Source organism: Nevskia sp., assembly GCF_023266035.1.
In the GTDB taxonomy this organism is placed as follows: Bacteria; Pseudomonadota; Gammaproteobacteria; order Nevskiales; family Nevskiaceae; genus Nevskia.
This window is the reverse complement of record NZ_JAHFRY010000137.1, coordinates 1-12,658: the sequence shown is the minus strand read 5'-3', so window position 1 is coordinate 12,658 and position 12,658 is coordinate 1. Positions and strand designations below refer to the sequence as shown.

The following is a 12,658-nucleotide window of genomic DNA, read 5'->3' as shown; positions in this document are numbered from 1 at the left end:
GCCAGCTTCCGCACGCTGTTCGGTGCCACGGTGCGCGCCGGCTCGATCCAGCCGATTGATTGATTGGCGACTGCTTGCCGATTGAAGTCCCGCTGCGTGGCCCCACCGTCGCTGGTCGAGCCCGCAAGAACCCCGCAGGAGAGATGAGATGAAAGGTCCGCTCGCGCAGCTGATGCAACAAGCGCAGAAGGCGCAGGAAACGATGAAGAAGGTCCAGGCCGAGATCGCCGCCGCCGAGATCACCGGCGAGTCCGGTGCCGGCCTGGTCAAGATCACGCTGAACGGCAAGCACGAAGCCAAGCGCGTCGTCATCGATGCCGAGGCCTTGAAGGAAGACAAGGAATTCCTCGAAGACCTGATCGCCGCCGCGATCAACGACGCTGCGCAGAAGCTGGAGCGTCACTCCTCCGAGAAAATGTCCAAGGTCACCGCCGGCATGAACCTGCCGCCGGGCATGGGCTTCTGAGGCGCCATCCGCCTGCACTGAACGCCGATGGCCACCTACTCGCCGCGCCTGAGCCGCCTGATCGAAGCCTTGCGCCGCTTGCCCGGCGTCGGGCCCAAGTCTGCGCAGCGGATGGCGTTTCACCTGCTCGATCGCGATCGTGACGGCGCCGCCTTCCTGACCACGACCCTGGCCGAAGCGCTGACCGGCATCGAGCGCTGCCCGAGTTGCCGGATGTTCCGCGAGGACCAGCAGTGCCGGTACTGTGGCGAGGCGCGGGTTGCCACCGGCCAGCTCTGCGTCGTCGAGGCACCGGCCGATCTGCTGGCGATCGAGAATGCCGCCGGCTATCGCGGCCGCTATTTCGTGCTGATGGGAAAACTATCGCCACTCGATGGCATCGGACCGGCCGAGTTGGGTCTGGAAACGCTCGCCAGGCTGCTGGCTGATGGTTCGGTACGCGAGCTGATCATCGCGATCAATCCAAGTGTGGAAGGCGAGGCGACTGCCTGGTATCTCGCCGAACTGGCGCGCAGCCAGAACGTCGCCGTCACCCGCATCGCGCACGGCGTGCCGATGGGCGGCGAGCTGGAATACGTCGACGGCGGCACCCTGGCGCGGGCGATCAGCGGGCGTCTGCCGGTCTGAAGCAAGCGGCCGGGGATGACCATCTCGCCATCCTCGGCCGCGGTTACCTCAGGCCGGAATCAGTACGGCGTGCTGCTAGGAGCCGGCAGCAACGGAATGGCCGGCAGGCGGGCACGGGCGGCAGCGAACTGGCCGTTGATATCCGGGATGGCCAGCGGACCGCTGCTGGTCATTCCGATGAACTTCTGCAACGTCGGATTGTTCGCGTAAGGCGCCACGGCAGCATTGAGCGCGTTGCTGATCATGAACGCGGGTCCGTCGAGGGTCGGCAGGCTGGCAAGGCCCGGCAGCTGACCGCTACCGAGGGCCAGCAGTGGCGGATTGAAGCCGATGTTCTTGCCGGTGTAGCGCTCGAAGTAGCCAACGAAGATGCGGCTTCCGGCGTTCACATCGCCTGCGGCGAACTTGGGGGCGAACTTGACGCCGAAGAAGTTGCCCAGGTTTCCAACCAGGTTGGAAGGCAGGGTGCCGACATAAAGCGGACCCGCTTGGGCCAGCACCTGAGTCGGTGTAGCCAGGCACAGCAGCAACGCAGCCGCGGACAGCGCAGTTCTTTTCATCGGAATCTCCTCTCCATGGTTTTGGTAGTGGGTCTTGTGACAACTCGCCCACGCCCATCGAGAGTAACGCCGTTCAGAAAAGCTGACGCCAGCCTTAGGAGGTTTGTTTAGGCGGCTCCGCGACCAGCCGAGCCAGCAGCGCCTGCAGCAGCGGCGCCCGCTGGGCCGGGTCTTCGAGTTCCTTCGCAGTGATGTTCAGGCGCTTCTGGCCTTCGAGCTTGTAGACCTTCGGCTGGCTCTGGATCAGCTTGATCAGCTTGATCGGCTCGATCGCCGGTTGCAGGCCGAAATCGAGCATCGCGGTCTTGGCCCCGGCACGAATCTTCACGAAGCCGGCCGCTTCACCGAGCTGGCGCAAGCGCGCGGAGTCGCACAGACGCTCGACCTGCGGCGGCAACAGGCCGAAGCGGTCGATCAGCTCCACCTTCAACTCTTCCAGCGAATCCTCGTCCCTGGTTTCGGCGATGCGCTTGTACAGCACCAGACGGGTGTGGACGTCGGGCACGTAATCGTCCGGAATCAGCGCCGAGGAACCGAGATCGACCTCGCAAGGTGCCTGCCCGAATGGCGCATCGGCGATCTTGCCGTGGCGCAGCGCACGCACCGCATTGGCGAGCAGCTCCGCGTACATCGTGAAGCCGATCTCCTCGATCTGGCCGCTCTGGTTCTCGCCGAGCAATTCGCCGGCGCCACGGATTTCCAGATCCTGCGTCGCCAGCGCGAAGCCGGAACCGAGTTCGCCGAGTTCTTCGATTGCCTGCAGACGCTTGTTGGCGTCATCGCTCAAGGACCGCCGTGACGGCACCAGCAGATAGGCGTAGGCGCGGTGATGGCTGCGGCCGACACGGCCACGCAACTGATGCAGCTGGGCAAGGCCGAGATGATCGGCGCGGTCGATCAGGATGGTGTTGGCGGTCGGCACGTCGATGCCGGATTCGATGATCGTCGTGCAGACCAGGATGTTGAAGCGCGCGTGATAGAAATCGAGCATCACCTGCTCGAGTTCGCTGGCCCGCATCTGGCCGTGCGCGACTCTGACCTTGCCTTCCGGCACCAGGGTCTGGATCTCGGCGGCAAAGCGCTCGATGTCCTTGACCTCGTTGTGCAGGAAATACACCTGGCCGCCGCGGCGCAGTTCGCGCAGGCAGGCTTCGTAGACCAGCGCGGAATCCCATTCGGCGACGAAGGTGCGGATCGCCAGGCGCGAGGTCGGCGGCGTGGCGATGATCGACAGATCGCGCAGCCCGGCCATGCTCATGTTCAGGGTGCGCGGGATCGGGGTCGCGGTGAGCGTCAGCAGATGAACCTCGGCTCTGAGGTTCTTGAGCTTTTCCTTGTGGCGGACGCCGAAGCGGTGCTCCTCGTCGACGATCACCAGGCCAAGATCGGCGAAGCGCACATCGTCCTGGATCAAGCGATGGGTGCCGATGACGATGTCGACCTGGCCCTTGGCGAGATCGTCGAGCAGCGCGTTCTGTTCCTTCGCTGTGCGCAGGCGGCTCAGGCCGGCAATGCGGATCGACGGCGTGCCGGCCGGTTCGCCGATCGCTTCGCAGTACTGGGCAAAGCGATCGCGGAAGTTCTTCTCGTGCTGCTGCACGAGCAAGGTGGTCGGCGCCAGCACGCAGACCTGCTTGCCGTTGACTGCCGCCGCGAACGCCGCGCGCAGTGCGACCTCGGTCTTGCCGAAGCCGACGTCGCCGCAGACCACGCGATCCATCGGTTTGGTCATCGCCATGTCGGCGAGCACGGCGTCGATCGCCTTCTGCTGATCCGGCGTTGTGACGAAACGGAAACCCTCATTGAACACAGCGAAGGCTACTTCGTCGACCGGCAGCGCCATGCCTTCGCGTGCCGCGCGGCGGGCCTGGATCTGCAGCAGCTCGGCGGCGACATCGGCCGCCCGTTCCTTGGCCTTGGCGCGGGCTTTCGACCAGCGATCCGAACCCAGGTTGTGCAGCGGCGCCGCCTGCTCCTCGGCGCCGGTATAGCGGTGGATCTGGTTGAGGCTGGCGACCGGCACATAGAGCTTGTCGGCGTCGGCGTACTCGAGCACCAGGTATTCGGCCTCGATGCCGCCAGCATCGAGCCGGAGCAGGCCGCGATAGCGACCGACGCCGTGTTCGACATGGACCACTGGCGCACCGAGCTTCAGATCGTTCAGATCGCGAAGAATGGTTTCCGGATCGCGCACCTTGCCGCGCTTGCGCAAGGACACCGGCGCCCGCGAGCCGAACACCTGCGCCTCGGCAATGATCGCGACGTTCGCGGTCGGCAGATTCAGGCCGTCCTGCAGCGGGCCGAGCAGGATGCCGTAGCGGTTGCCATCACCGGCAAACGTCGCCCAGCGATCGTATTGGCGCGGCAGGATGCCAAGCGGCTTCAGCCAGCCCAGCAGCGCTTCGCGTCGGCCGGCCGATTCGGCGATGAACAGCACGCGACTGGTCGTCGCCTTGAGGAAGGCCTTGAGTTCATCGGCGGTGCCGGCGATCGGGGCGCAGGCGAAGTCGGCGAGACCCTCGGCCTGTGCCGCCGATTCGCCCATGCCGACTCGTGGGTAGTAACCCAGCTCTTCCAACGCCGTTGCCGGCGTCACGAACAGATCCGCCGGCCGCATCAACGGCCGTTCCAGATTTCCCGAATAGCGCTCGAAGCGCTCCTCGATCTGCTTCCATTCGCTGGCGAGCGCTACGTCCAGATCATCGGTGGCGATGATCAGCGCATGCACCGGCAGGTAGTCGTAGATCGTCGCGGCGGCAGCCGTATCCGGCGAGAAGAACAGCGGCAGATAGGCTTCGACGCCGCCCGGCATCAGGTTCTTGCTGACTTCCGAATAGATGCGCGAGCGCGCCGGATCGCCCGGAAAATATTCGCGGTAGCGCCGCCGGAAGGTTTCGATGCCGGCCTTGTCGGTCGGGAATTCGCGGGCCGGCAGCAGGCGGATCTCGCCGACCTTCTCGGTCGAGCGCTGGGTGTCCGGATCGAAGACGCGGATCGATTCGACTTCGTCGTCGAACAGGTCGAGGCGGTAAGCGTCCGACGCGCCCATCGGGAACACGTCGATCAAGGCACCGCGTACCGCGAATTCGCCCTGCGTCTGCACCTCGGAAACACTCTGGTAACCGGCGGCAATCAAGCGTTCGCGGAAGGCGTGCGGCGGCAGCTTGTCACCGGCCTTGAGCAGCAGCGCGCGGCCATCGAGCCAGCTGCGCGGCGGCAGTCTTTCCAGCAAGGTGCCGGCGGTGATGATCAGCACGCCGCGCGTCTGCGAAGGCAGGCGATACAGCGCGGCCAGGCGATCCGAGAGGATTTCCTGATGCGGCGAGAACGGGTCGTAGGGCAGCGTCTCGGCGTCCGGGAAGTGCATCACCGGCAAAGCCGCATTGGCGAAGAAGCGCAGTTCCTCTTCGAGCTTGTAGGCGTGCTGCTCGCCAGCGGTGATCGCGATCACCAGGCCGTCATGACGGGCCGCAGCTTCGGCAATCGCCAGCGCTGCCGAGGCACCCGGCAGGCCTGCCCAGTGCAGACGCGCGCCAGCCTCCGCAGGCAACGGCGGGGATAGCAGGATCGGCAGGGACGGCGGGGTACTCAAGGCGGCGGATTATGGCCGCGTGGGGGCGGTCTGTCAGCCTTGTCGATGCACGCTGCCGTCCGGCGGGAAGCCGGGCGGCAGCAACGCGGGATTCAGGCTTCTTCGGGGACCCGCATCATCGCCGCCATCTTCGCGTGGTCGATCGAGAGCACATCGCCACCGTCGGCCTCATAGCGCCGCCAGGCGATCTGGATCGGGTCCTGCCGTGTCGTTGCGATCGGATGACGGCGCGGGTGGTAGCTGGTCCGGAACACCGGCAACGCGGCGATGAACAGACGGCCGAGCATTTCGCCACAGAAGGCCATTGTCTTCAGGGCTTTCCAAGGTGAACGCAACCAGCCTTCGTGACGGGCCATGCGCGGATACAGGCTCAGGGTTTCCTGAGCGATATGCAACGCAGCTTTCAGCACCATCGCCTTGCGATACCACTCGTGGCGGCCGTAAAGGTATTGCCAGACTTCGAAGGCGACGGCGCCGTGCTCGATTTCCTCGACCTGATGCCAGACCCAGACCGCTTTCATCGTCGGATCGGCATCGGCAAACCAGCGATCGTGATGACGCAGGATGATCATGCCGGCGAGAAAGGTGAAGGTTTCGTAGCCGGCGGTGAAGCCGACTCTTTTCTTCAGCGTGTCCTGATCCGTGTGCTGCTTGAACCAGGCGATCGAGGCGTCGTCGATCGCGACGATGTCCGGATAGCGGCTGCGCAGCGCATCGTTGAAAGCCAGCAGATTGCGCGAGTGATTGGCTTCCTGGCCGATGATCCGGGTGACGTGCAGACGCAGGCGTTCGTCGGTGATCTGCTCTCGAGCAATCCGCAAGGTGGCGACCAGGTAGCGCTCGAAATGTGGCACGTGCATCGCCAGCGCATTCAGGAATACCGAGAATTCCGGCTTGGTCCGGCTCCAGACCACTTCGACGTTCTGGTCAGGGCCTAGCGGGAACCGCAGGGGCCTGACCGGAAAATCATCCATCGGATGTTTCGCAAGCTCTGCCATGACGAACCTCTCGTTGTTTTAATGTCTCCTCATGACGGAGCGTAGGGCAAACTGGCGAACAAACCAAACACAACAACGAAATAGGGGAGAAGCACCATGGTTGAACGTACATCCGCTGTCCTGATCAAGAACGGCCTGGCCGGCATGCTGGTCGCGCTGATCGGCGGCTTCATGCTGACTTTCAAGATGATTGGCGGCCTGTCGTTCTCGCCGATTCCGATTTTCATCGAATACGACTTGCCGGGCACCGTAGCTGGCTGGCGCGCCGTGCATCTCGGCATGCTGCTGAACGGCATCATGGCGATCGTGCTCGGCATGGTCGTGCGCCTGTTCGTGCTCCGTGCCGGCCAGGCCAGCACCGTGCGCTGGGGCGTGCTGATCGCCTTGTGGGGCAATTTCTGCTTCTACCTGTTCAGCATGTTCGGCTACAACCACGGCCTGACCATGGGCACCAACCGCCTTGGCGAAGGCAACTGGGCCGGTGCTGCTGCGTTCCTGCCGGCGGTGGTTGGCGCGGTGACCTTGATCGTAGTGGTCATCGTGCTGCTGCGGTCGCCGATCAAATCCGCCTCGAACTGACCGCGAAGCCCGTCTGACGATGGCCAAATCGCTGAACCCGGGCGCCGCCAAGCTTCGCTACGTCTGCAACGCCTGCGGAGCCGACGCGCCGAAGTGGCAGGGTCAGTGCGCGGACTGCGGCGAGTGGAACACCCTGGTCGAAACCACGACTTCGAAGCCGAAGGCTCGCGCCGGCAGTTTCTCGGTGGAACGCAGCGCGGTGCGCCGGCTCGACGAGATCACCGGCGAAGACACCGAGCGGGTGCCGACCGGTCTGTCCGAACTCGATCGCGTGCTCGGCGGCGGCATCGTGCCGGGCGCGGTGATCCTGATCGGCGGCGATCCCGGCATCGGCAAGTCGACCCTGCTGCTGCAGGCGCTGGCGGCGCTGGAAGGACGGGTCAACACCTTGTACGTGACCGGTGAGGAATCGCTGACCCAGGTTTCCTTGCGTGCGCGGCGGCTGGGTCTGCCGAGGCTCGATCTGCCGGTGCTCGCTGAAACCGGCCTGGAAACCATCCTCGACACGCTGACCCGCACCAGGCCAGGCTTCGTCGTGCTCGATTCGATTCAGACGCTGTACACCGATGCGCTCGACGCCGCGCCGGGCTCGGTATCGCAGCTGCGCGAATGCGCGGCGCAACTGGTGCGTTACGCAAAAGGCAAGGGCTGCACGATCGTGCTGGTCGGTCATGTCACCAAGGAAGGCGCGATCGCCGGCCCGCGCGTGCTCGAACACATGGTCGACACCGTGCTGTATTTCGAGCAGGATGTCGGCAGCCGCTACCGCATCGTCCGCGCGGTCAAGAACCGCTTCGGTGCAGTCAACGAGATGGGCGTGTTCGCGATGACCGATGTTGGTCTCAAGGAAGTGTCGAATCCCTCGGCGCTGTTCCTGTCACGCCATGAACAGCCGGTGCCGGGCAGCGTCATCACCGTCACCCGGCAAGGCTCGCGGCCGCTGCTGGTTGAAGTGCAAGCCTTGGTCGATGCGACCCAGGGCAGCAATCCGCGCCGGGTGGCGCTGGGGCTGGAAGGCAATCGTCTGGCGATGCTGCTGGCGGTACTGCATCGCCATGCCGGCATTGCCTTGGGCGATCAGGACGTGTTCGCCAATGTCGTCGGCGGCATGCGCATCCAGGAAACAGCCGCTGATCTGCCGCTGCTGCTCGCGGCCTTGTCGAGCTTTCGTGGCAAGCCGGTGCCGAACGACACCGTGGTCTTCGGCGAAGTCGGCCTGGCCGGCGAAATCCGCCCGGTGCAGGCCGGCGAGGAACGCCTGCAGGAAGCCGCCAAGCACGGCTTCAAGCGGGCGATCGTGCCGGAGGCGAACAAGCCGCGGAAGAACGTCAAGCTCGATCTGGAAGTGATTGCGGTGGCTCGCCTCGACCAGGCGCTTGGGCAAATTTGATCCTGCCGCGCCGCGGCAGCTGTACGTATCATCGGGTTCAGGGCATCGCCTACCGCAGTGCAACCATCCCGGGCAAACCGGGAGGCAGGTAGGCTACAGGGGTGTCCTTGAAATTCAGTCCACTGCATCGGTAGTCGTTTGAACTGCAGATGACGCGCTTCTTGCTTGAGACCAGACAGGTCTGCTGACGCGAGCTTGCCTCTGCACCGTCAAATTTGTAACGCCGTGCTGCCAAGCTGCGGATCACTTGATCCGCGTCAATCAACGGGGCCTAGGTGACAGGACATGATCGGCGCCCCGCGCCATGGTCGATTTCTGCGGACTTGGGCTTTTTCTGGCATTCCAGCCACCTCGGGAAGTGGTGGTTTCACTCAATTCAGGGATCTGCAATGTCTCGAATCGATTTTCCGGTGCACCTGCAGGCCTTGGTCTGCGTCGCCCTGCTGCTGCCGGGCGTCCCCGCGCTGGCGGCCGACACGACCGCTGATCCGATCGCGTTCGCGGCGGTCACCAATGCCGAGCCCGGCAGCACGGTGATCAGTGAGAGCCAGACGATCACCGGCATCGACACCAGCGTGCCGATCAGCATCACCGGCGGTCTGTACAGCATCAACGGCGGTGCCTTCACCGGCGCAGCCGGGACCGTGACCAGCGGCAGCAGCGTGCGGCTGCAGGAGGTCGCGTCGACGGCGTTCTACACCTCGACCAGCACCTATCTGAGACTGGGCTCTCCGGCGGTGACCTCCACATTCAAGGTTTCCACCCGCAAGATCGACACCGTGCCGGACGCCTTCACGTTCGCGCCACGCAGCGATGCCGCGCTCGGCAGCACCCAGACCAGCGATCCGGCGACCATCACCGGCCTCGAGGCCGCTGCAGCGATCACCGTCACAGGTGGCGGCTACAGCATCGATGGCGGCGAGTTCACGACCGCCGCCGGTACCATCACCAACAATGCTGTGGTCCGTGCCCGTGGCATGGCCGGCAGCGCTGCCAACCAGACCACGACGGTCACGGTGAAGATCGGCGGCATCAGCGGCGCGTTCAAGATCGTCACCGCAGCGGTGGCCGGCCCGGATACCACGCCGAACGCTTTCAGCTTTGCGCCGATGGCCGATGCGGCCATCGGCAGCACGCAGACCAGTGAAGCGATCACGGTCAGCGGCATCAATGCCAGTACGCCGGTTTCGATCGTCGGTGGCAGTTACAGCATCAACGGCCAGGCGTTCGTGACCGCCGCTGGCAGTGTCAGAAATGGCGACAGCGTCAGGCTCCGGCAAACGGCGTCGACCAGCTTCTCGACCAAGACCACGGCAGTGCTGACCATCGGCGGCGTTGCCGGCAGTTGGGATCTGACCACGGCCGCACTCGACAACAGCCCCGATCCGATCCAGTTCCAGAGCTTCCGCAATCTTGGGCCCGGCACGCTGGTGGTCAGCAATACCGTCACCGTCAGCGGCATCAATAGCGCGGTGCCGATTTCGGTAACCGGCGGCTCGTACAGCATCGACGGCGGCGCCTGGACCTCGGCATCGGGCACCGTCAGCAATGGCGCCCAGGTGCGCGTCCAGCTGCTCACCAGCAGCGCGTTCAGCAGCGCTACCGAGGCCGCATTGACCATTTCCGGCGTTCGCTCGGTTTTCCGGGTCGCGAATGTTCCACTGGAGAAGGGCAAGGACACCCTGATCTTCGCCAGCGTGGCTGGCGTTGCGGCGGGCGCCTTGGTGACCAGCAACGAGGTGGTCATTGCCGGCGTCAACCCGAATTCGCAGGTGTCCATTGCCGGCGTCGGCGGGACTTACAGCATCAACGGCGGCCCGTTCACCCGCGAGGATGGCGTGGTCAGCAATGGCGACACGGTACGGCTGCGACTGATGATCAGCAGCCCGGCGACGACCGCGACGACGGCGTTCTTCGTCGGGGACCTGGGCGGCAGCTTCAGCTTGTCCACCGCTGCGGCCGACACCACGCCGACGGCATTCAGCCTGACGCCGAACATCGGCTCGGACCTCAATCTGGACAAGACCAAGAGCTTCACCGTGCGCGGCATCAATGCGGCGAGCCCGATTTCCATCGAGGGCGGCACTTACCAGATCGGCGGCGGCGCATTCACTTCCGAGCCTGGGCTGGTCAATGAAGGGCAGACGGTGACGGTCAGTCTGCGTACCGCCAGCACCTATGCGACCGACACCGCGCTGCGGGTGACCATCGGGGGTGTCAGCGCCATCTTCAAGATCACCACCGCTTCGCTGCCGAAGCCCTTGATCGACCCGCTGAATGCCGTGTAGGCCACGGCACAGACGATCACCGTCACCGTGCCTGGTGGCATCCCGCCGGGCGCGCGCCTCTACTACACCACTGATCGCAGCACGCCGACCCTGGCGTCGACGCCCTATACCGGCCCGTTCGTGCAGAGCCAGACCGGGATTGTCCGTGCCGCGTTGCTGTCAGCCGATGGCGCAGTCACCGGCCCGGTCTCGACGCGGGACTACCAGATCTATGCGATCGGCACGACCGCGCCGGTGTTCGTGTCGCCCGGCACCGATCTCGGCCTGTGGAAGATTTCCCTGCCGATCGGTCGCTACGCGCGGCCGTTCGAGGTTGATCCGCCGTTCGTGGCGAGTTTTTCCAGCCCGCCGTACTTCCAGCCGAATGCCGACGGCTCGATCGATTTCGCTGCACCGGTGACTGGTCTGCACTCACCCGGCAGCGACGATCCGCGTTCCGAGCTGCGCCAGATGAATGCCGATGGCTCGCTGGCTTCCTGGCATGTCGGCGAATACGCGCAGACCATGAGCGCGGCGCTGACCGTGACCCAGGTGCCCAGCAGCGGACGCATCGTCATCGGTCAGATCCATGCCGACGACGAGGGACCGGTGCTGGTGCTGCTCGAATGGCGCGGCGATCAAGGCCAGCCGGGCAGCCTGTACCTGTCGATCCGCATTCACCCGGACGATCCCGGCCGGCCTACAGTACTGGCCAGCAACGTGCCCTGGGGATCGCTGGTCACCTACCGGATCAATGTCTCGCTCGACGGCATCCTGACCGTTACCGGCAATGGCAATGTCGCCGTCGTGCCGCTCGATCCAGCCTGGAACGCCGAGGGCCAGTACTTCAAGGCAGGCACTTATGTGCTCGATCACGAAGGGGACGCCAGCGAAGGCGGCGCGGCGCGGTTCTACGGCATCAACATCGCGCCGACGCCCTGAGCGTCCTGAAGCCGGTCAGTGCCGGGCGAATTCGATCGCCATGCCGGCGAGCGCGCAGAGGCCGATCAGCTTCGGCACGCTGAGGCCGTAACGCAGCAGCGCGATCAGGGCGGCGGCACCGATCAGCGCTGCTGGCCACTCGAACGTCTGTGGGTAGCCTTGCGGCCAGAGCACGTGGAAGGCGAAGAACAGCGCGAGGTTGAGGATCACGCCGACGACGGCGGCGGTGATGCCAGTTAGCGGCGCGGTCAGGCGCAGATTGTTGCGCGTTGCTTCCACCAACGGGCCGCCGGCGAGGATGAACACGAACGACGGCAGGAAGGTGAACCAGGTCGCCACGCAGGCGGCCAGGATTGCAGAGGCGAGCAGATGGCCGGGGCCGAGTGCCGAGGCCAGCGCATCGGTCTGCCAGCCGCCGACGAAGCCGACGAAGGCAACGATCATGATCAGCGGGCCCGGCGTGGTTTCGCCTAGCGCGAGGCCGTCGATCATCTGGCCCGCGGACAGCCAGCGGAACTGGTTGACGGCGGATTCGAAGACATAGGGCAGCACCGCGTAGGCGCCGCCGAAGGTCAGCAACGCTGCGCCGGAAAAGAACGTCGCCATCCGGGTGATCGGGTTGTCGCTGCCGATCGTGGCGAGCAGAGCCAGCCAGACCGAGGCCCACAGCGCGAGGCCGATGACCAACACCGTGACCAAGCGCGCTGTCCGATACACGGCGTGCGGCACGATGGCGTCGTCATCGATCAAGCAGGGTGCGCCGCCGCTCTTGATGCCGCCGTGACCGCCGCCGGCCTTGAAGCGATCAGGGGCAATGCGCCCACCGATGAAACCGAGTGCCGCCGCGCCGAGCACGATCAGCGGAAACGGCAGATGCAGCGCAAAGATCGCGACGAAGGCTGCGGCGGCGATCGCCCAGAGTGCGGCGTTATGCAGCGCCCGCTTGCCGATCCGCCAGGCCGCCTGGACGACGATCGCGGTCACCGCCGGCTTGATGCCGTAGAGGATGCCGGCAATCACCGGCACCTGGCCGAACGCGAGATAAGCCCAGGTCAGGCCGATCAGCATCGCCAGCGAAGGCAGCACGAACAGCGCCCCGGCCGCGATGCCGCCACGGGTGCCGTGCAGCAGCCAGCCGATGTAGGTCGCGAGCTGCTGCGCTTCCCGGGCCGGGCAGCACCATGCAGTAGTTCAGCGCGTGCAGGAAACGACGTTCGGAAATCCAGCGCCGGCGATC

9 protein-coding genes and 1 pseudogene are annotated in these 12,658 nt (G+C 65.1%); 6 read left to right on the top strand and 4 right to left on the bottom strand.

What is annotated here, in order from left to right:
* Positions 1-148 precede the first annotated feature (148 nt).
* The gene (locus Q0D45_RS17925) at positions 149-466 is read left to right on the top strand and encodes a YbaB/EbfC family nucleoid-associated protein (protein WP_293395981.1); all 318 of its coding nucleotides are present in this window, start codon (positions 149-151) and stop codon (positions 464-466) included.
* Positions 467-493: 27 nt separating this feature from the next.
* A complete protein-coding gene (gene recR / locus Q0D45_RS17920) occupies positions 494-1,093 on the top strand; it encodes a recombination mediator RecR (RefSeq protein ID WP_293395978.1) in 600 nt (199 codons plus the stop codon).
* A 59-nt stretch (positions 1,094-1,152) separates the two neighbouring features.
* Here the strand turns inward: recR and Q0D45_RS17915 are convergent, their stop codons facing one another.
* The 3 genes from Q0D45_RS17915 to Q0D45_RS17905 form a co-directional block, all read right to left on the bottom strand.
* The gene (locus Q0D45_RS17915; RefSeq protein WP_293395975.1) at positions 1,153-1,653 is read right to left on the bottom strand and encodes a hypothetical protein; all 501 of its coding nucleotides are present in this window, start codon (positions 1,651-1,653) and stop codon (positions 1,153-1,155) included.
* A gap of 94 nt (positions 1,654-1,747) precedes the next feature.
* The gene (mfd, locus tag Q0D45_RS17910; protein ID WP_293395972.1) at positions 1,748-5,245 is read right to left on the bottom strand and encodes a transcription-repair coupling factor; all 3,498 of its coding nucleotides are present in this window, start codon (positions 5,243-5,245) and stop codon (positions 1,748-1,750) included.
* A gap of 92 nt (positions 5,246-5,337) precedes the next feature.
* Positions 5,338-6,243, bottom strand: a complete 906-nt coding sequence (locus tag Q0D45_RS17905; RefSeq protein ID WP_293395969.1) for a metal-dependent hydrolase — start codon at positions 6,241-6,243, stop codon at positions 5,338-5,340.
* 96 nt (positions 6,244-6,339) lie between these two features.
* Here Q0D45_RS17905 and Q0D45_RS17900 point away from each other — a divergent pair, with 96 nt between their 5' ends.
* The 4 genes from Q0D45_RS17900 to Q0D45_RS17885 all read left to right on the top strand — a co-directional run bounded on the left by Q0D45_RS17900 (position 6,340) and on the right by Q0D45_RS17885 (position 11,421).
* A complete protein-coding gene (locus Q0D45_RS17900) occupies positions 6,340-6,822 on the top strand; it encodes a hypothetical protein (protein WP_293395966.1) in 483 nt (160 codons plus the stop codon).
* Positions 6,823-6,841: 19 nt separating this feature from the next.
* The gene (radA, locus tag Q0D45_RS17895) at positions 6,842-8,212 is read left to right on the top strand and encodes a DNA repair protein RadA (RefSeq protein ID WP_293395963.1); all 1,371 of its coding nucleotides are present in this window, start codon (positions 6,842-6,844) and stop codon (positions 8,210-8,212) included.
* 389 nt (positions 8,213-8,601) lie between these two features.
* Positions 8,602-10,500, top strand: a complete 1,899-nt coding sequence (locus Q0D45_RS17890; protein WP_293395960.1) for a hypothetical protein — start codon at positions 8,602-8,604, stop codon at positions 10,498-10,500.
* Between the two features lie 15 nt (positions 10,501-10,515).
* The gene (locus Q0D45_RS17885; protein ID WP_293395987.1) at positions 10,516-11,421 is read left to right on the top strand and encodes a polysaccharide lyase family 7 protein; all 906 of its coding nucleotides are present in this window, start codon (positions 10,516-10,518) and stop codon (positions 11,419-11,421) included.
* A gap of 15 nt (positions 11,422-11,436) precedes the next feature.
* Here the strand turns inward: Q0D45_RS17885 and chrA are convergent.
* A pseudogene (gene chrA, locus Q0D45_RS17880) lies at positions 11,437-12,658 on the bottom strand (chromate efflux transporter); the annotation flags it as partial.

Excerpts from the sequence above, each read along its gene's own strand:
- Q0D45_RS17925 (WP_293395981.1), top strand. The coding sequence starts at position 149 with ATGAAAGGTCCGCTCGCGCAGCTGATGCAACAAGCGCAGAAGGCGCAG.
- recR (WP_293395978.1), top strand. The coding sequence starts at position 494 with ATGGCCACCTACTCGCCGCGCCTGAGCCGCCTGATCGAAGCCTTGCGC.
- Q0D45_RS17915 (WP_293395975.1), bottom strand. The coding sequence starts at position 1,653 with ATGAAAAGAACTGCGCTGTCCGCGGCTGCGTTGCTGCTGTGCCTGGCT.
- Q0D45_RS17905 (WP_293395969.1), bottom strand. The coding sequence starts at position 6,243 with ATGGCAGAGCTTGCGAAACATCCGATGGATGATTTTCCGGTCAGGCCC.
- Q0D45_RS17900 (WP_293395966.1), top strand. The coding sequence starts at position 6,340 with ATGGTTGAACGTACATCCGCTGTCCTGATCAAGAACGGCCTGGCCGGC.
- radA (WP_293395963.1), top strand. The coding sequence starts at position 6,842 with ATGGCCAAATCGCTGAACCCGGGCGCCGCCAAGCTTCGCTACGTCTGC.
- Q0D45_RS17890 (WP_293395960.1), top strand. The coding sequence starts at position 8,602 with ATGTCTCGAATCGATTTTCCGGTGCACCTGCAGGCCTTGGTCTGCGTC.